This is a genomic window from Burkholderia sp. Nafp2/4-1b, assembly GCF_003635165.1.
In the GTDB taxonomy this organism is placed as follows: Bacteria; Pseudomonadota; Gammaproteobacteria; order Burkholderiales; family Burkholderiaceae; genus Burkholderia.
This window is the reverse complement of sequence record NZ_ML058602.1, coordinates 114,003-130,742: the sequence shown is the minus strand read 5'-3', so window position 1 is coordinate 130,742 and position 16,740 is coordinate 114,003. Positions and strand designations below refer to the sequence as shown.

The following is a 16,740-nucleotide window of genomic DNA, read 5'->3' as shown; positions in this document are numbered from 1 at the left end:
CTTCGAAGCGGCTTTTTCTTTGCGCGGCCGCCGCTTCGACGAGGTGCATCCACGCATCGGGGCGCAACGCACCGGCCGTACCCGCAAGCGCGAGCGTGCGTCCAAAACAAAAAAGGCCGCTCCTGGGAGCGGCCTTCGCGCGGGCAATCTTAGCCGACGTTACTGAATCTTCGCCTGCTGGCGCAGACCTTCCTCGAACGCCTGCAGCTTCTGCTGCACGAGCTGCTGCGCGATCTGCGCCTTCACCTGGTCGAACGGCGGCGGGGCGACGTCGCGGGTGTCGTCGACACGGATGATGTGCCAGCCGAACTGCGTCTTCACCGGCGCGTCGGTCATCTGGCCTTTCTGCAGCTTCTGCGCGGCGGCCGCGAATTCCGGCACGTACGCCTTCGGGTCGGACCAGTCGAGGTCGCCGCCGTTCTTGCCCGAGCCCGGATCCTTCGAGTACTGCTTCGCCAGATCCTCGAACTTCGCGCCACCCTTGATCTTCGCGATCAGGTCCTTCGCCTGCTGCTCGCTGTCGACCAAGATGTGGTGCAGGTGGTACTCGCGGTTGCCGCCGGCACCCTTCACGAGATCGTCGTAGCGCGCCTTCACTTCCGCATCGGTCGGCTGGTTCTTCTTCAGGAAGTTTTCGATCATCGAGCGCAGCACGACCGTCTGCTGCGCGACGGCGACCTGCGCCTTCACGTCGGGACGATTCGGGATGCCTTCGCGGATCGCTTCCTGCATCAGGATTTCGCGGTTCACGAGTTCCTGGCGCACGGCCTGCTGCAGTTGCGGGCTGTCGGCCTGGCCTTGCTGGACGAGCTGCGCGACCATCGCGTCGGCGCGCGATTTCGGAATCGGCGTGCCGTTCACGACGGCGATGTTCTGGGCGAATGCCGGTGCCGCTGCAAAAGCAGCCGCCGCGACCCACAGGCGGGGGGATTTCAGGATCATCGGGAATTCCTGTTGAGACTAGATTGAAGATTCGTTGAATTCTTCGGGCGTGTAAGCCACGATCGCGAGCGCGTGAATGCCGCGCTGCATCGCATCAGCGAGCGCATCATACACCAGCCGGTGTCGTGCGACGCGCGGCTTGCCCGCGAACGCGGCCGACACGATCGTCACCGTGTAGTGGCCGCCGGCGGCGGCACCGGCGTGGCCCGCGTGCTGCGCGCTGTCGTCGCGCACCGCGAGCGACAGCGGGGCGAGCGACGCGGTGAGGCGCGCTTCGATCAGCGCGATGCGCTCGTCGGGCGAGGCGTCGAGGAAAGCGTCGGTCATGTCATTCGTCCTTCATGTATTTCGTGAGCCACAGGCTCTGCAGGATGATGAATACGACCATCGCACCCGTCGTGCCGAACAGCTTGAAGTTCACCCACTGCGATTCGGTGTAGTTGTGCACCACGTACAGGTTCGCGACGCCGAGCACCGCGAAGAACAGCGCCCACGCGACGTTCAGCTTGTCCCACACGGGGTGCGGCAGCGTGAGCTGCTTGCCCATCATCTTCTCGATCAGGTTGTTGCCGAACGCATAGCGTGCGGCGAACAGCCCGATCGCAAACAGCCAGTACAGCACAGTCGGTTTCCATTGAATGAATTTTTCGTCATGCAGGACGAGGGTGGCGCCGCCGAAGACGACGATCACGCCGAGGCTGACCCACAGCATCGTGTCGACCTTCCGGTGCCGGAAGGCGACCCACGCGACCTGGGCCAGCGTCGCGACGATCGCGACGGCGGTGGCGGTGAAGATGCCCCAGACCTTGAAGGCGGCGAAAAACAGGATGATCGGAAACAGATCGAACAGGAATTTCATGGCGCTCGCAGCTGCGTGAAAGGCCGCATTGCGCGGCCTTTCACCGTTGTAGGGACCCGCCAGGCGTCACCGTCGCGGATCGGGGCAGCCGGGAGGCTGTCCGACCGATCCGTCCGGCACCGCTCATTCGTTTTCGGGTCGGGACTCGAAGTTTAACGCAGCCGAATTGATGCAGTACCGCAAACCGGTCTGGTCGCGCGGGCCGTCCTCGAACACGTGGCCGAGGTGCGCGCCGCAGTTGTTGCAGCGAACCTCGACCCGCACCATCCCGTGCGAGCGGTCGATCTTCTCGTCGATCACCTCGCCGTTCAGCGGCTTGAAATAGCTGGGCCAGCCGCAGCCCGAATGGAATTTCGCACCGGATTCGAACAGCGGCGTGCTGCAGACGACGCATTTGTAGATGCCGGCGTCTTCAGTGTCGGTGTATTCGCCGGTGAATGCGCGCTCGGTCGCAGCATGCTGCGTGACCTCGTACTGCATCGGCGTGAGCCGGCGGCGCAGTTCGGCGTCGTCCTTCTGGTACGGGAAGGTTTTATCGTCGGAATCGTGTGACATGTGGGAGTTCTCCTGATCGGTCGGTCGGGTCGTCGGTCACGACGAGCAGCTCACTTCGAGCGACCCGGCCCAGTCTGGCGGCAATGCCGCATACGCTTCATGTTCCGGTTGTTCGTCGAATGGCCGGCGCAGCACCTGCGCGAGGCGTTCGACTTCGGAAAAATCCTTGTCCTTCGCGCGCCGGATCGCGACTTCGGCCAGATGGTTGCGCAGCACGTATTTCGGGTTCACGCGATTCATCGCGGCCGCGCGGGCCGCGTCGTCGCGCGTTTCCTCGGACAGCCGTGCGCGGTAGAGGTTCGCCCATGCGTCGAACGCGTCGCGATCGATGAACAGGTCACGCACCGGCGCATCGCGGCTCGCATCGTGCTTCGAGATTTGCGCGAGGCGGCGGAACGTCAGCGTGAAGTCCGCATGGCTCGCGTGCATCGTTTCGAGCAGCTTGTTCGCGAGTTCCGCGTCGTTTTCGCGCTTGAGCTCCAGGCCGAGCTTCGCGCGCATCGCGCGTTCGAGCGCGGGGCCGAAGCGTTCCGGAAACTTCGCGAGCACGGCTTGTGCGTCGTCCACCGCGCGCTCGGCGCGCGCATCGTCGTCGGCGATGCCGTGCTGCAATCCGATCAGCGGCAGCAGCGCCTGCGCGAGGCAGTAACAGTTCCAGTGCGCGATGCGCGGCTGCATCCGGTACGCGTAACGCCCGCTCGTGTCGGAGTGGTTGCAGATGTGGTTCGCATCGAACGCGTCGACGAAGCCGAACGGGCCGTAGTCGATGGTCAGGCCGAGGATCGACATGTTGTCGGTGTTCATCACGCCGTGGCAGAAGCCGACTGCCTGCCACTGCGCGACGAGGTCGGCTGTGCGCCGCGTCGCGGCTTCGAGCAGCGCGAGGTACGGATCGTCCGCGTCGCGACATGCCGGGTAGAAGCGGTCGATCACGTGATCGGCGAGCTGGCGCAGCAGGTCCGGGCGATCGTTCGAGAAGAAGTGCTCGAAGTGACCGAAGCGCACGAAGCTCTCCGACACGCGCGTGACGACGGCCGATGTCTCGATCTCCTCGCGCACCACCGGCTGGTCGGAACCGATCACGGCCAGCGCACGCGTGGTCGGAATGCCGAGGTGATGCATCGCTTCCGAGCACAGGAATTCGCGGATCGACGAGCGCAGCACCGCGCGGCCGTCGCCCATGCGCGAATACGGCGTGCGGCCGCCGCCCTTGATCTGCAGTTCGTAGCGCCGGCCGTCGGTGCCGGAGAGTTCGCCGATCGTCAGCGCGCGGCCGTCGCCGAGCTGGCCGGCCCACACGCCGAACTGGTGGCCGGAATACACCGATGCATATGGCAGCGCGTTCGCGGGCCAGTCGCGCGTCGGGTTGCCGGCGAACAGTTCGGCGAAGCCCGGTTGGGCCGCGAGCGATGCCGGCAGGCCGAGCAGATGCGCGACTTCATCGGACCAGCCGACGACGTACGGCGCGGGCAGCGGCGCGGCCGGCAGCCGCGTATGAAACGCGTCGCCGAGCGCGACGAACGCGCCCGCGGCGGGCGCGCCGAGCGTCGCGGCGAGGTCGGGGAGAGTGTCAGCCGAATCGGCTGCGCTTCGGGAAAACGACATGTTGAGCGCCTCTGGGTAAGCCGATATTGTAAGACGGCGCCGCGCCGCCCGCATGGCGGCCCGCACGCGGCGCGCCGCGCCCGTCCTGGCCGTGGACGGGCCGCAAGCCGGCGCATCGCTGCGAGGCTGGTCACCGATTCGCGTCCTTCAGGGAGAACAAGACGATGGGTAAGCCGTTGCTGGGCCAGATGATGGACATGCCGTTGCTGGTGTCGTCGCTGATCGCGCATGCCGCGCGTTATGCCGGCGACACGGAGATCGTGTCGAAGCGCGTGGAAGGCGACCTGCATCGCTACACGTACCGCGACTGCGAGCAGCGCGCCAAGCGGCTCGCACAGGCGCTCGCACGGCTCGGCGTCGAAACGGGAGACCGCGTTGGCACGCTGGCCTGGAACGGCTACCGGCATCTGGAAGCCTATTACGGGATTGGCGGGATGGGCGCCGTGTGCCATACCATCAACCCGCGCCTCTTTCCCGAGCAGATCGCCTACATCGTCAATCACGCGGAAGACCGCTACGTCTTCTTCGACATCAATTTCGCGCCGCTCGTCGATGCGCTCGCGCCGCAGTGCCCGCACGTGAAGGGCTGGATCGCGATGACCGACGCCGCGCACCTGCCGTCCGGCGCGACGCCGTACCTGTGCTACGAAACGCTCGTCGACGCCGAGGACGGCCGCTACGACTGGCCGCGCCTCGACGAACGGCAGGCGTCCGGTCTTTGCTACACGTCGGGCACGACCGGCAATCCGAAGGGCGTGCTGTATTCGCATCGCTCGACGGTGCTGCACGCGTACGGCGCCGCGCTGCCCGATGCGATGAACCTGTCGGCGCTCGACGCGGTGCTGCCGGTCGTGCCGATGTTTCATGTGAACGCGTGGGGGCTGCCGTACGCGGTGCCGCTCACCGGCGGCAAGCTCGTGCTGCCCGGCAAGGACCTCGACGGCAAGTCGCTGTACGAGCTGATGGAGGCCGAACGCGTGACCTTCTCCGCGGGCGTGCCGACCGTGTGGCTCGGGTTGCTGAACTATATGCGCGAGGCCGGCGTGCGCTTCTCGACGCTGAACCGCACGGTGATCGGCGGGTCCGCGTGTCCGCCCGCGATGCTGCGCACGTTCGAGGACGAATACGGCGTGCGCGTGATCCATGCGTGGGGGATGACCGAGCTGTCGCCGCTCGGCACGCTCGCGAAGCTGAACTGGGCGCAGTCGCAGCGGCCGCTCGACGCGCAGCGCCGCCTGCTGGAGAAGCAGGGGCGCGTGATCTGCGGCGTCGACATGCGCATCGTGGGCGACGACGGGCACGAGTTGCCGTGGGACGGCGTCGCGTTCGGCGAGTTGCAGGTGCGCGGGCCGTGGGTGATCGATCACTACTTCGGCAGCGATACGTCGCCGCTGTCGGACGGCTGGTTCCCGACCGGCGACGTCGCGACGATCGACCCCGACGGCTTCCTGCAGATCACCGACCGCAGCAAGGACGTGATCAAGTCGGGCGGCGAGTGGATCAGCTCGATCGACATCGAAAACGTCGCGATCGCGCATCCGGGCGTCGCCGAAGCCGCGTGCATCGCGTGCGCGCACCCGAAATGGACCGAGCGGCCGCTGCTCGTCGTGGTGCCGCGCGAAGGCGCGAACCTGACGCGCGACGCGCTCCTCGCGTTCTACGAAGGCAAGGTCGCGAAGTGGTGGGTGCCCGACGACGTCGTGTTCGTCGAATCGCTGCCGCACACCGCGACCGGCAAGCTGCAGAAGCTGAAGCTGCGCGAGACGTTCCGCGACTACGTGCTGCCCACGGCGGTCTGTGCGCCGTAAGCCGGGCCGGCAACGGTCCGCCGCACGTCGCCCGATCCGTCCCCCGGATCGGGAAAAATTCAAATTGAACGACCGTGCTTTTTCGTTGTATGCTGCCTCCGTTCGATCCGGACATGCGGCCGTTCGACCGCGCACAATGAAGCGCAGCCACCCCGGCGCGCGATGCATGGAGGCAGGCAGATGGCAGTGGATTACTCGACTCGCGACGGCGTGGCCGTCATCACGCTCAACAATCCGCCCGTCAACGGGCTTGGCCTGTCGACGCGCGAGGGCGTCATGGACGCGCTCGATCGCGCCGCGCACGATGCGTCGGTCACGGCGATCGTGCTGACGGGCGCGGGCCGCGCGTTCTCGGGCGGCGCCGACATCACCGAATTCAATACGCCGAAGGCCGTGCAGGAGCCGACGCTGCATACCGTGATCCGCGCGGTGGAAACGAGCGCGAAGCCGGTCGTCGCGGCGCTGCACAGCGTCGTGATGGGCGGCGGTCTCGAGCTCGCGCTCGGCGCGCACTATCGCGTCGCGGCACCCGGCGCGCAGGTCGCGCTGCCCGAAGTGAAGCTCGGCCTGCTGCCGGGCGCGGGCGGCACGCAGCGACTGCCGCGCGCGGTCGGCCTCGAAACCGCGCTGAACATGATCGTATCGGGCGCGCCGGTGCCGTCGGAGCAGCTCGCGAAGAGCGGGTTGTTCGACGAACTGGTCGACGGCGACCTGCTCGATGCGGCCGTCGCGTTTGCGCGCAAGGTCGGCGCGCAGAAGGGGCCGCATCCGCGCGTGCGTGATCGCAAGATCGTCCACGAGAATGCCGCGGGTTTCATCCAGTTCGCGCGCAATTCCGCGCGGGCCGCCGCGCCGAATTTCCCGGCGCCGCACAAGTGTATCGATGCGATCGAGGCCGGCGTGCTGAACGGCTTCGACCAGGGCAGCATCGCCGAGCGCGACGGCTTCGTCGCGCTGTTGATGACGCCGGAAAGCCGCGCGCTGCGGCATGCGTTCTTCGGCGAGCGCGCGGCGAGCAAGATTCCCGACGTGCCGTCGGACACGCCGGTGCGCGAGATTCGTCGCGTCGGCGTGATCGGCGCCGGCACGATGGGCGGCGGGATCGCGATGAACTTCATCAACGCGGGCCTGCCCGTCACGCTGCTCGAGACGAAGCAGGACGCGCTCGACCGCGGGCTCGCCACGATCCGCAAGAACTACGACGCGCAGGTGAAGAAGGGCAAGCTCACGCAGCAGAAGCTCGACGCGCGCATGGCGCTGATCACGCCGACGCTGTCCTACGACGACCTGAAGGATGCGGACCTGATCATCGAGGCCGTGTTCGAGGAACTCGGCGTGAAGGAACAGGTGTTCGGCCAGCTCGACGCGGTGGCGAAGCCCGGTGCGATCCTCGCGTCGAACACGTCGACGCTCGATGTCGACAAGATCGCCGCGTTCACGAAGCGTCCGCAGGACGTGGTCGGCATGCACTTCTTCAGCCCCGCGAACGTGATGAAGCTGCTCGAGGTCGTGCGCGGCGCGCGGACCGCGAAGGACGTGCTCGCGACCGTGATGGCGGTGGCCAAGAAGATCCGCAAGACGGCGGTGGTGTCGGGCGTGTGCGACGGCTTCATCGGCAACCGGATGATCGAGCAGTACATCCGCCAGGCGCTCTTCATGCTCGAGGAAGGCGCGCTGCCCGCGCAGGTCGATCGCGCGATCGAGAAGTTCGGTTTCGCGATGGGGCCATTCCGGATGAGCGACCTCGCCGGCAACGACATCGGCTGGGCGATCCGCAAGCGCCGCTATGTCGAGCAGCCCGATCTGCATTACTCGAAGATCGCCGACCGCCTGTGCGAGCAGGGCCGCTTCGGCCAGAAGACGGGCGGCGGCTGGTACGACTACGTGCCGGGCGAGCGCAAAGCGAAACCGTCGGCACTCGTCGACGAGATGGTCGTTGCGTACTCGAAGGAGCGCGGCGTCGAGCGGCGCAAGATCGGCGACGACGAGATCGTCGAGCGGCTCGTGTTCGCGCTCGTCAATGAAGGCGCGAAGATCCTCGAGGAAAAGATCGCATCGAAGGCGTCCGACATCGACATGGTCTATCTGACCGGTTACGGCTTCCCGCTGTGGCGCGGCGGCCCGATGCTCTACGCGGACACGGTCGGCCTCTACAACGTCGAGCGGGCGATCCGCCGCTATGCGGCCGCACCGAACGGCGACGCGTGGCAGCTCGCGCCGTCGATCGCCGAACTGGCGAAAGCCGGGCGCGGCTTCAACGGCTGACGGCCGCGCATGAACGCACGACCGCACCCGCAAGGAGAAACGCAATGAAACGCACCGACGACGTATTGCTCGTGATCGACGTGCAGTACGACTTCATGCCGGGCGGCGCGCTCGCGGTGCCGGACGGCGACGGGGTCGTGCCGGTGATCAACGCGCTCGCGCAACGCTTCGACCACGTCGTGCTGACGCAGGACTGGCACCCGCGCGACCACGTGTCGTTCGCGGCGAATCACGCGGGGCGCGAACCGTTCTCGACGCTCGCGCTGCCGTACGGCGAGCAGGTGCTGTGGCCCGTGCATTGCGTGCAGGACACCGAAGGCGCGGCGCTGCATCGCGACCTCGACATCCCGCATGCGCGGCTCGTGATCCGCAAGGGCGGCGACGCGCAGGTCGACAGCTATTCGGCATTCGTCGAAGCCGACCGCACGACGCGCACGGGGCTCGCCGGCTATCTGCGCGAGCTCGGCGCGAAGCGCGTGTGGTGCTGCGGGCTCGCGACCGACTATTGCGTCGCGTGGTCCGCGCTCGATGCGCGCGCGGCGGGCTTCGAGGCCGCGGTGATCAACGATGCGTGCCGTGCGATCGACCTCGACGGGTCGCTCGCGCACGCATGGCAACAGATGCAGGCGGCGGGCGTCGCACATGTGACGTCCGCGGGCGCGCGCCCGACGGCGTAGCGCATTCCCATCCGACATGAAGCAGGACCGAAGGAGACTCGCATGACCGAAGCCGTAATCGTATCGACCGCACGCACGCCGCTCGCGAAATCGTGGCGCGGCGCCTTCAACATGACGCACGGCGCGACGCTCGGCGGCCACGTGGTCGCCGCCGCGCTCGAACGCGCGAAGCTCGACCCCGCGCGCATCGAGGACGTGATCATGGGCTGCGCGAACCCCGAAGGCGCGACCGGTGCGAACATCGCGCGGCAGATCGCGCTGCGCGCCGGGCTGCCGGTCAGCGTGCCGGGAATGACGGTGAACCGTTTCTGCTCTTCCGGGCTGCAGACGATCGCGCTCGCCGCGCAGCGAATCATCGCGGGCGAAGGCGACGTGTATGTCGCGGGCGGCGTCGAATCGATTTCGTGCGTGCAGAACGAGATGAACCGGCATATGCTCCAGGAAGGCTGGCTCGTCGAGCACAAGCCAGAGATCTACTGGAACATGCTGCAGACGGCCGAGAACGTCGCGAAGCGCTACGGCATCGCGAAGGAGCGGCAGGACGAATACGGCGTGCAGTCGCAACTGCGGGCGGCGGCCGCGCAGGAAGCCGGGCGCTTCAACGACGAGATCGTGCCGATCACCGTGCGTGCGGGCATCGCCGACAAGGCGACGGGGCGGCTCTTCACGCAGGACGTGACGGTGTCGGCCGACGAAGGCATCCGGCCCGACACGACGCTCGAAGGCGTGTCGAAGATCCGCTCGGCCGTGCCGGGCGGCGTGATCACGGCAGGCAATGCGAGCCAGTTTTCGGATGGTGCGTCGGCGTGTGTGGTGATGAACGCCGATGTCGCGCAGCGCGAAGGGCTGCAGCCGCTCGGCGTGTTCCGCGGCTTCGCGGTCGCCGGTTGCGAGCCGGACGAAATGGGCATCGGCCCGGTGTTCGCTGTGCCGAAACTGCTGAAGCAGGCGGGGCTGAAGGTCGACGACATCGGGCTGTGGGAACTGAACGAAGCGTTCGCGGTGCAGGTACTGTACTGCCGCGATACGCTCGGCATCCCTCACGACCGTCTGAACGTGAACGGCGGCGCGATCGCGGTCGGTCATCCGTACGGCGTGTCGGGCGCGCGCCTGACCGGCCATGCGTTGATCGAAGGCAAGCGGCGCGGCGTGAAATACGTGGTCGTCACGATGTGCATCGGCGGCGGCCAGGGCGCTGCCGGCCTGTTCGAAATCGTTTGACGGTTTTGCGGGGGCGGGCGCCGCTTGGCGGGACGGACGCGCCGCCCGCGGCGCGAATCGGCGGCGTCCGGAGGCGATTCGTAAGGGACGTGAAATAATGGCCGGGCGTTCAATGCTGCCGTTTCCCCTTACTTGTCAAACGAATTCCGGCACCTATACTTGCTCTGACATTTGCCTTTCGGCGGGATGGGGCGGCGCGTGCAGCGCACCAATGCATGCAACGCGTTTCCGGTAGCCGGCACCGACGATACATCGCGCGTGTACGGCACCGTGAACGTTCGAAACGAGCAGCTGACCGAACGGGGACCGAATTGAGCACGATCTATGCAGCCGGGGAGCCGCCGCGCGTCGTCAGCGCGGCCGCGAAGTTCTACGCAAAGTGCCTGCTGGTCGGATTCGCATTGCTGCCGGCCTATCTGATCGCCTATCTGTGGTTCTTCAGCGACCCGCACGTCGTGTTCGAGAGCCACGCATTCCATGAAATCGCGATCGCGGCCGCGACCCTCGAAGGCGCGTTCGTCACCTACGTGACCTGGGTGTGCTACCGGTCGTCCGGTGAGCCGCTGCTGCGCTGGCTGACACTCGGCTTTCTCGGCTTCGCGATGATCTACGCGATGCACGGCCTCTTCACCGGGATGGCGCATCACAACATCTGGCTGTTCCTGCTGTACGGGCCCGCGTCGCGCCTCGTGATGTCGATCCTGCTGCTGACGGGCCTGCTGTCGTATTCGCAGCAGCCCGATCGCGTCGAGAAGCGCACGCGCGTGCGCACCTGGCTGCCGTGGATCGTGATGTTCCTGGTCATCAACGTGGTGGTCGCCTACATCGCGTATTCGCCGATCGCCGGCGCATACGCCACGCGGACGTCGATGGAAGGCGGCGCGCTCGTGTTCTCGCTGCTGAACGTCGGCGTGCTGCTCGCGCGGCGCATCCGCTCGCCGCTGATGATGATCTACGGTGTGTCGATCATGGCGTTCGCGTTGTCGTCGGTCGCGTTCATGCTCGGCAAGCCCTGGAATCACATGTGGTGGCTCGCACACGCGATCTTCGCGGGCGGCTTCTTCCTGCTGAGCTATGGCGTCGTGCAGGCGCTGCAGACGACGCGTTCGTTCTCCGCGATCTACCGCCAGGAAGACCTGATGAGCCGGCTGTCGGAATCGATGGCACGCACCGAGAGCGCGCTGCAGGAGCTGCGCCGCACGAACCAGAAACTCGAGTACATGGCCGCGACCGATCCGATGACGGGCGCATCGAACCGCCGTCAGTTCATCGCGCTGGTCGAGCGTGAGATCGTGCGTGCGGAGCGCGACGGCACGCCGTTCTGCCTGCTCGCGCTCGACCTCGACAACTTCAAGAACATCAACGACGCGTATGGGCATCAGATCGGCGACGAGGTGCTGCGCGGCGTCGTGCGCCAGTGTCTCGAAGCGATTCGGCCGGCGGGCGCGCTCGCGCGGGTCGGCGGCGAGGAGTTCATGGCGCTGTTGCCGGAGATGCCGCTCGAAGGCGCGCGCATGACGGCCGAGCGCGTGCGTTCGTCGATCGCGAGCGCGCCGTTCGGGCTGGATTTCAAGCGCGTGCAGGTGACGGTCAGCGTCGGCGTCGCGCAGTACGGGATCGACGGCGGTACGGTCGATGCGTTGCTGCGTGCGGTCGACGCACGGTTGTATCAGGCGAAACGCGACGGACGCAATCGCGTGGTCGCGCACTGACGAGCGACCGCCGCTGATTCTGCGACATGGCGCGTACGCACGACGCGGCGTAAATCCGTTTCGCCGAGGATCCGAATGAAGCCCCGCACACGAATTTGGGTGCGGGGCTTTCTTTTTTTTCGCCGGCGCGTGACTAGCGCGCCGCAATGGCCGCCGTGCTTGGCGGTTGCGTGTCCTCCATCCGCTGCGACGCCTGCCACCAGTACTTGCCGGCGCGCAGTTGCGGATCGCGGATCGCAAGATACGTCGTACTCCACAGCTGCGCCGCGTTGGCCTCCGTCGCATCCGCACTGCGCGTGCCGAATGCGTCGGTCTGGTACTGGCCGTTCACGTACGACCACGTCCACATTTCCGACGTGCGCATGTCGCGTCCGTTCGAGATCGCCTGCCAGATCGTCTGGCGCGCTTGCGTGAGCAGCGTGCGCGTCGTGGCCGACAGATCCTGGCGCGCGAGCTGGCGATCGAGCCCGGCAACCCACATCGCCTGCTGCCACGACCAGATGACCGTGCCGTGATACGCGGAACTCGTGAACTTGGGCCACAGCGCCTGGCTCGCATACGCCGGGTTCGCGATCAGCATCCCGACGTCGGTGACGAGCCCGGTCGGGAAGGGCCGCGTGACGTCCGCGACGATGCGCTGGAGTGCGTCGTCCGGCGGCGTGCCGAACAGCAGCGCGAAGCCGCCATCGGAATTCATCACCGGGATCGGCGTGCCCTGCTGGTCGAGCGACAACGCGTAGAACGTCAGCGGTGCGCTCGGCGCGGTGCCGGCCGGCACGCCGGCGGACGGCGCATAGGTCGACACGCCGGTCGCCGCCTGCGCGGCCGGCACGCTCACCTGAAACAGCGGCGGGGCCTGCTGCTCCCAGATGGCTGCCTGGGTCGCCGTATTCGCGAGCGTCGTGCGTTGCGCGGCGTCGAGGTACGGGTCGAGCAGGCCGCGCGTGAGGAACGCGTTCGCCGCGCGCAGCGCGGCCGGCACGAGCACCGCATTGACGTCGTACGGATAGACGCCGCCGCCGAGGCCGTCGGTGCTGTCGCGCCAGTTGCCGACGATCTCGCCGGGCCGCAGGTGGATCAGGTTCGCGACCGACGGCTGCTGCGCGAACGGCTGCGCGGTCGCGGCGACGTGCAGCAGGTTGACGACGAGCCGGCTGCCGTTCGTCCGGCCGTCGCTGCCGCGTTGCGCGAGATAGGCGGCCGCGCGCGCCTGGCCGCGTGTGTCGTCGATCAGCCACGCCGCCGCGATCGGCGCGAGCAGGTAGTCGCTGTCGATCATCTTGTAGTCGTAGGTCGGCGTCGCATCGTTGGGCCGGCCGTTCTTCGCGTTGTCGACCAGCGCGAATTCGCCGATGCCTTCCTCGTGCGCGACCTTGCCGTCGCTCGACAGGCGGGTCAGCACCGACGTCAGGCCGGCCTCGATCGTCGCAGGCTCGAGCACCGGCATCAGCATGCGCACCGAGATCAGCGTGTCGCGGCCGAAGTACGTGTCGTACTGCCACGAGCCGGCCAGCAGCTTGTCGTGGAAGCTCAGGAATTCGAGCACGTTCTGGCTGACCGGATCGGGGTTCGCGGCCGACGTGAGCAGGTCGGTGCGTGTGATCGGCGACAACGGCGTCTCGCCCGACAGCGCATCGACGTGCAGCTTCAGCGTGCGCGAGCCGGCCGCCGCGCGCAGTACCAGCTTGCCGCCGGCGGCCGTCGCGATGCCGCCGCCGTCGCGCAGCGTGATGCGCAGCGCGTAGCCGGGAGCGCCGTCGATCCGGTCGCGCTGCCATTGCGCGGTGCTGCCCTGGATCGTCGGCGCGGTGACGATCTCCGGCGGAATCGTCGCGCCGCCGTTGAAGTCGCGCAGGAAGCGCACGTTGCTGAGCAGGCCCTGGCGGATCGTCAGCGTGTCGGTGTCGACCGACACGTCGGCGCCGATGCCGTACAGCGGACGGCCGTGCGTGTCGGGGGCCGACAGCGCGGCCGGCGGCGTGTCGAGGCTCCAGTTGACCGGCTGCGCGGTATCGTCGAACCACAGGCCGGTGCCGCTGTTGCCGGCCGGGAATACCACGAGCAGACGCGGTTTCGTCGACGAGCGCACCAGCAGGTGTGCGGCGACCTTGTCCTGACGGTAGAACGCATTGATCTGGCCGCCGGTGTCCATGCGGAACGACAGGGCGGGCGTGTTCGAAGGGGGACTGTTCGACTGGACGTCGTCGTCGTTGCACGCGGCCAGCAGACCGGCGCAGACGAATCCGACACACAACGACTTCGCGTACCCATGCATGCTCATGACGACCCTCCTGATGACTGCGATTTTTTATCGGAATGCTTGAATATGCGGACGGCTTGATCGGCTTGGTTGGTTCTGCGTCGCGGGCATTGGGGAAATGCCTGCAATTAATCGTGTCGTGATGCTCGCCGGGGCGAATTGAGCGGCGTTATTTGGATCGACGATTAATTCGGTAATGAGGAAGCAATTAGATTCCGCCATCCGTCGCGATACGGGTGGAGTCGATGGCGAATGTTTTCGCGCTGGCGCAGGACTACGTCGATGCGCAACTATAAAATCAGACGAAAGACGTTGAAGGGGATTCTAGATTTCGATGAAAGGCAATGTCAATAATGTTTGATCTGTTTGCGAATGTTTTATTCGACGTGCAATCGTAATTATTACTCGACGGGTCGGTAAAACGTGCAATTGAAGCGGCTTGGATAATGAATCCGGATAAGGATCGATTCGAGTGGGTCGTGATATCCGTTCAAGCCGGCGATTAATCGGCCATGTCGAGACGCATCGCGATTGTGCATGCGAAACGGTGCGATTCGTCCGAGCAATGCGCGTTCCCGTGACTGGCCGTGCACACGCGCGCCCATTGCATGATTGACCCATCGTTACCGTCAAGTTTGGTAGGCTTGGGGCCTGCCGCCGTTTTGCCGGGCCGCGCGGTCGAATATCGATGCGGTGCGAAATCGCGTATCGTCGCCGAAAAGGCCGGACGATCCTTGTTACTCGACCCGTTTCGTCCCGGCCCGCCCGCATTCGCGGGCAAGCAGCGCAGACCGATAACAGACAGGGTGCGTCGCCCGCCGCGCGGGCGGCTCACCCAACGGACAGGAGCAACGGAAGTGATCAGACATATCGTCATGTGGAAGCTGAAAGAATCGGCAGAAGGCGGCACACGCGCGCAGAACGCGCTGAAGCTGAAGGAAAAGCTCGAAGGCTGCCGCGACCTCGTGCCGGGCATCCTGCAGCTCGACGTCGGCATCGCGACGCCGGGCCTCGAGGCCACGTCGGACGTCGTGCTCGTGTCCGACTTCACGGACCAGGCGGCGCTCGATGCATATCAGGTGCACCCGGTTCACCAGGAGGTGAAGAAATTCATCGTGGCGGTGGCCGAATCGCGCCAGTGCGTCGACTACCTGTCCGACAGCGCACGATGAGCGACGCGACACCCCCGACGGACGGCCCGTCGATCGAAAGCCCGTTCGTCGATCTGCTCGGCGTGCGGCTGGTCTCCGCGAAGGACGGCGCGAGCGAGATCGTGCTGCCGCTCGACGAGCGGCACATGAACACGTGGAGCATCGCGCACGGCGGCGTGACGATGACGCTGTCCGACATCGCGCTCGCGATGGCGGCGCGCAGCCTGACCGACGACGGCGTCGGCGTCGTCACGGTCGAGATGAAGGTGAACTTCATGCAGCCGGGGCGCGGCGAACTGCGCGCGTACGGCCGCGTGATGCATCGTTCGACGACGATGGCGTACTGCGAAGGCGAAGTGCGCGACAGCGACGGCAACTTCGTCGCGAAGGCGCTCGGCACGTTCAAATACATGCGGCGGCTCGCGGTGGGCCGCGACATCAAGCGGCAACGCACGCGCACGGCGCCGGATGCCCAGCCCGGCCCGAGCGACGCGTAAGCGCTCGGACGCACGGCCCTGCCTGATCGACGGCAGGGCCGTTTTGTTTTGCGGCACGGATTCGCAACGGGGCGACGCAATAGACGACGCCCCGCACGACGACACGGTGCAAACGCAGTCAAGGAGCCAGCAATGAACACGGTCAACCGCCAGATCCTGCTCGTGTCGCGCCCGCAACGCGCCGCGAGCACCGACAACTTCCGGCTCGTCGAAACGCCGCTCGTGCCGCTCGCCGACGGCGAACTGCGGGTGCGCAACCACTTCCTGTCGCTCGATCCGTACATGCGCGGGCGCATGAACGACGCGAAGTCGTACGCGGCGCCGCAGCCGTTGAACGAGGTGATGATCGGCGGCACGGCGGGCGAAGTGGTCGAGTCGCGGCATCCGGATTTCGCGGTGGGCGAGCACGTGGTCGGCCAGTTCGGCTGGCAGGAATACGGCACGTCGGACGGCAGCGGGCTGCGCAAGGTCGACACGTCGCGCGTGCCGCTGTCGGCCTGGCTTGGCGTGACCGGCATGCCGGGCGTGACGGCCTGGGTCGGGCTGAACCGGATCATCGCGCCGAAGGCCGGTGAAACGGTGGTCGTTAGCGCGGCGAGCGGCGCGGTCGGCAGCGTCGTCGGCCAACTGGCGAAGCGCGCCGGATGCCGCGCGGTCGGCATCGCCGGCGGCCCCGACAAATGCCGCTACGTGGTCGACACGCTCGGCTTCGACGCATGCGTCGACTACAAGGCCGGCCGGCTGGCCGACGACCTGGCCGCCGCGACGCCGGACGGCGTCGACGGTTGCTTCGAGAACGTCGGCGGCGCGGTGCTCGACACCACGATGGCGCGGATGAACGCGTTCGGCCGGATTGCCGTGTGCGGAATGATCGCCGGCTACGACGGCGAGCCCGTGCCGCTCGCGAACCCGGGCCTGATCCTGCGCTCGCGGCTGACGATGCGGGGCTTCATCGTGTTCGAGCACCCCGACGCATGGCCGCCCGCGCTGGCCGAATTGAGCGAACTCGTCGCGGCGAAGCAGCTGCATTACCGCGAGACGATCGCCCACGGGCTCGAGCGCGCGCCAGAGGCGTTCCTCGGACTGCTGAAGGGCCACAATTTCGGCAAGCAGCTCGTGCAGCTCGTCTGAGCCGCGCATGGCATCATGTGACGCTTGTCCGCTCACGGCGCCGTACGCGCCGTCCTC

Annotated in this window: 14 protein-coding genes; 8 read left to right on the top strand and 6 right to left on the bottom strand. The window is 66.7% G+C overall.

What is annotated here, in order from left to right; genetic code table 11:
- Nucleotides 1-159 precede the first annotated feature (159 nt).
- From C7H84_RS11695 to C7H84_RS11675, 5 genes are all read right to left on the bottom strand, one after another.
- The gene (locus C7H84_RS11695) at nucleotides 160-942 is read right to left on the bottom strand and encodes a peptidylprolyl isomerase (RefSeq protein ID WP_121858963.1); all 783 of its coding nucleotides are present in this window, start codon (nucleotides 940-942) and stop codon (nucleotides 160-162) included.
- A gap of 18 nt (nucleotides 943-960) precedes the next feature.
- Nucleotides 961-1,269 carry a BolA family protein gene (locus tag C7H84_RS11690; protein ID WP_012364068.1) on the bottom strand — a complete coding sequence of 103 codons (309 nt, stop codon included), beginning with the start codon at nucleotides 1,267-1,269 and terminating at the stop codon, nucleotides 961-963.
- Between the two features lies 1 nt (nucleotide 1,270).
- Nucleotides 1,271-1,801, bottom strand: a complete 531-nt coding sequence (locus C7H84_RS11685) for a septation protein A (RefSeq protein ID WP_121858962.1) — start codon at nucleotides 1,799-1,801, stop codon at nucleotides 1,271-1,273.
- A gap of 123 nt (nucleotides 1,802-1,924) precedes the next feature.
- The gene (msrB, locus tag C7H84_RS11680; protein WP_121858961.1) at nucleotides 1,925-2,356 is read right to left on the bottom strand and encodes a peptide-methionine (R)-S-oxide reductase MsrB; all 432 of its coding nucleotides are present in this window, start codon (nucleotides 2,354-2,356) and stop codon (nucleotides 1,925-1,927) included.
- 36 nt (nucleotides 2,357-2,392) lie between these two features.
- A complete protein-coding gene (locus C7H84_RS11675) occupies nucleotides 2,393-3,961 on the bottom strand; it encodes a protein adenylyltransferase SelO (RefSeq protein WP_121858960.1) in 1,569 nt (522 codons plus the stop codon).
- 164 nt (nucleotides 3,962-4,125) lie between these two features.
- On the opposite strand from C7H84_RS11675, the gene C7H84_RS11670 reads away from it, so the two are divergent.
- The 5 genes from C7H84_RS11670 (at nucleotide 4,126) to C7H84_RS11650 (ending at nucleotide 11,644) form a co-directional block, all read left to right on the top strand.
- Nucleotides 4,126-5,769 (top strand): 3-(methylthio)propionyl-CoA ligase, encoded by a 1,644-nt coding sequence (locus tag C7H84_RS11670; RefSeq protein ID WP_121858959.1) that lies wholly within the window; start codon nucleotides 4,126-4,128, stop codon nucleotides 5,767-5,769.
- A gap of 180 nt (nucleotides 5,770-5,949) precedes the next feature.
- A complete protein-coding gene (locus C7H84_RS11665; RefSeq protein WP_121858958.1) occupies nucleotides 5,950-8,034 on the top strand; it encodes a 3-hydroxyacyl-CoA dehydrogenase NAD-binding domain-containing protein in 2,085 nt (694 codons plus the stop codon).
- 44 nt (nucleotides 8,035-8,078) lie between these two features.
- Nucleotides 8,079-8,711, top strand: coding sequence for a bifunctional nicotinamidase/pyrazinamidase (pncA, locus tag C7H84_RS11660; RefSeq protein WP_121858957.1), 633 nt, complete (start codon nucleotides 8,079-8,081; stop codon nucleotides 8,709-8,711).
- A gap of 42 nt (nucleotides 8,712-8,753) precedes the next feature.
- Nucleotides 8,754-9,932: an acetyl-CoA C-acyltransferase gene (locus tag C7H84_RS11655; protein ID WP_121858956.1), complete on the top strand. Its 1,179-nt coding sequence runs from the start codon at nucleotides 8,754-8,756 to the stop codon at nucleotides 9,930-9,932.
- A 311-nt stretch (nucleotides 9,933-10,243) separates the two neighbouring features.
- Entirely contained in the window at nucleotides 10,244-11,644 is a 1,401-nt protein-coding gene (locus C7H84_RS11650) for a GGDEF domain-containing protein (RefSeq protein ID WP_121858955.1), read from the top strand.
- A gap of 133 nt (nucleotides 11,645-11,777) precedes the next feature.
- On the opposite strand, the gene C7H84_RS11645 is transcribed toward C7H84_RS11650, so the two are convergent.
- On the bottom strand, nucleotides 11,778-13,919 hold the full coding sequence (locus tag C7H84_RS11645) for a hypothetical protein (protein WP_121859039.1): 2,142 nt from the start codon (nucleotides 13,917-13,919) through the stop codon (nucleotides 11,778-11,780).
- Nucleotides 13,920-14,761: 842 nt separating this feature from the next.
- On the opposite strand from C7H84_RS11645, the gene C7H84_RS11640 reads away from it, so the two are divergent.
- The 3 genes from C7H84_RS11640 to C7H84_RS11630 all read left to right on the top strand — a co-directional run bounded on the left by C7H84_RS11640 (nucleotide 14,762) and on the right by C7H84_RS11630 (nucleotide 16,683).
- Entirely contained in the window at nucleotides 14,762-15,076 is a 315-nt protein-coding gene (locus C7H84_RS11640) for a Dabb family protein (protein ID WP_121858954.1), read from the top strand.
- On the top strand, nucleotides 15,073-15,552 hold the full coding sequence (locus tag C7H84_RS11635) for a PaaI family thioesterase (RefSeq protein ID WP_121858953.1): 480 nt from the start codon (nucleotides 15,073-15,075) through the stop codon (nucleotides 15,550-15,552). Before C7H84_RS11640 ends, C7H84_RS11635 begins: the two co-directional genes overlap by 4 nt.
- Before the next feature lie 132 nt (nucleotides 15,553-15,684).
- A complete protein-coding gene (locus tag C7H84_RS11630; RefSeq protein ID WP_121858952.1) occupies nucleotides 15,685-16,683 on the top strand; it encodes an NADP-dependent oxidoreductase in 999 nt (332 codons plus the stop codon).
- Nucleotides 16,684-16,740 lie beyond the last annotated feature (57 nt).

Coding starts and splice junctions, on each gene's coding strand:
- C7H84_RS11655 (WP_121858956.1), top strand. CDS start 8,754: ATGACCGAAGCCGTAATCGTATCGACCGCACGCACGCCGCTCGCGAAA.
- C7H84_RS11635 (WP_121858953.1), top strand. CDS start 15,073: ATGAGCGACGCGACACCCCCGACGGACGGCCCGTCGATCGAAAGCCCG.
- pncA (WP_121858957.1), top strand. CDS start 8,079: ATGAAACGCACCGACGACGTATTGCTCGTGATCGACGTGCAGTACGAC.
- C7H84_RS11690 (WP_012364068.1), bottom strand. CDS start 1,269: ATGACCGACGCTTTCCTCGACGCCTCGCCCGACGAGCGCATCGCGCTG.
- C7H84_RS11685 (WP_121858962.1), bottom strand. CDS start 1,801: ATGAAATTCCTGTTCGATCTGTTTCCGATCATCCTGTTTTTCGCCGCC.
- C7H84_RS11630 (WP_121858952.1), top strand. CDS start 15,685: ATGAACACGGTCAACCGCCAGATCCTGCTCGTGTCGCGCCCGCAACGC.
- C7H84_RS11695 (WP_121858963.1), bottom strand. CDS start 942: ATGATCCTGAAATCCCCCCGCCTGTGGGTCGCGGCGGCTGCTTTTGCA.
- C7H84_RS11665 (WP_121858958.1), top strand. CDS start 5,950: ATGGCAGTGGATTACTCGACTCGCGACGGCGTGGCCGTCATCACGCTC.
- msrB (WP_121858961.1), bottom strand. CDS start 2,356: ATGTCACACGATTCCGACGATAAAACCTTCCCGTACCAGAAGGACGAC.
- C7H84_RS11675 (WP_121858960.1), bottom strand. CDS start 3,961: ATGTCGTTTTCCCGAAGCGCAGCCGATTCGGCTGACACTCTCCCCGAC.
- C7H84_RS11670 (WP_121858959.1), top strand. CDS start 4,126: ATGGGTAAGCCGTTGCTGGGCCAGATGATGGACATGCCGTTGCTGGTG.
- C7H84_RS11645 (WP_121859039.1), bottom strand. CDS start 13,919: ATGCATGGGTACGCGAAGTCGTTGTGTGTCGGATTCGTCTGCGCCGGT.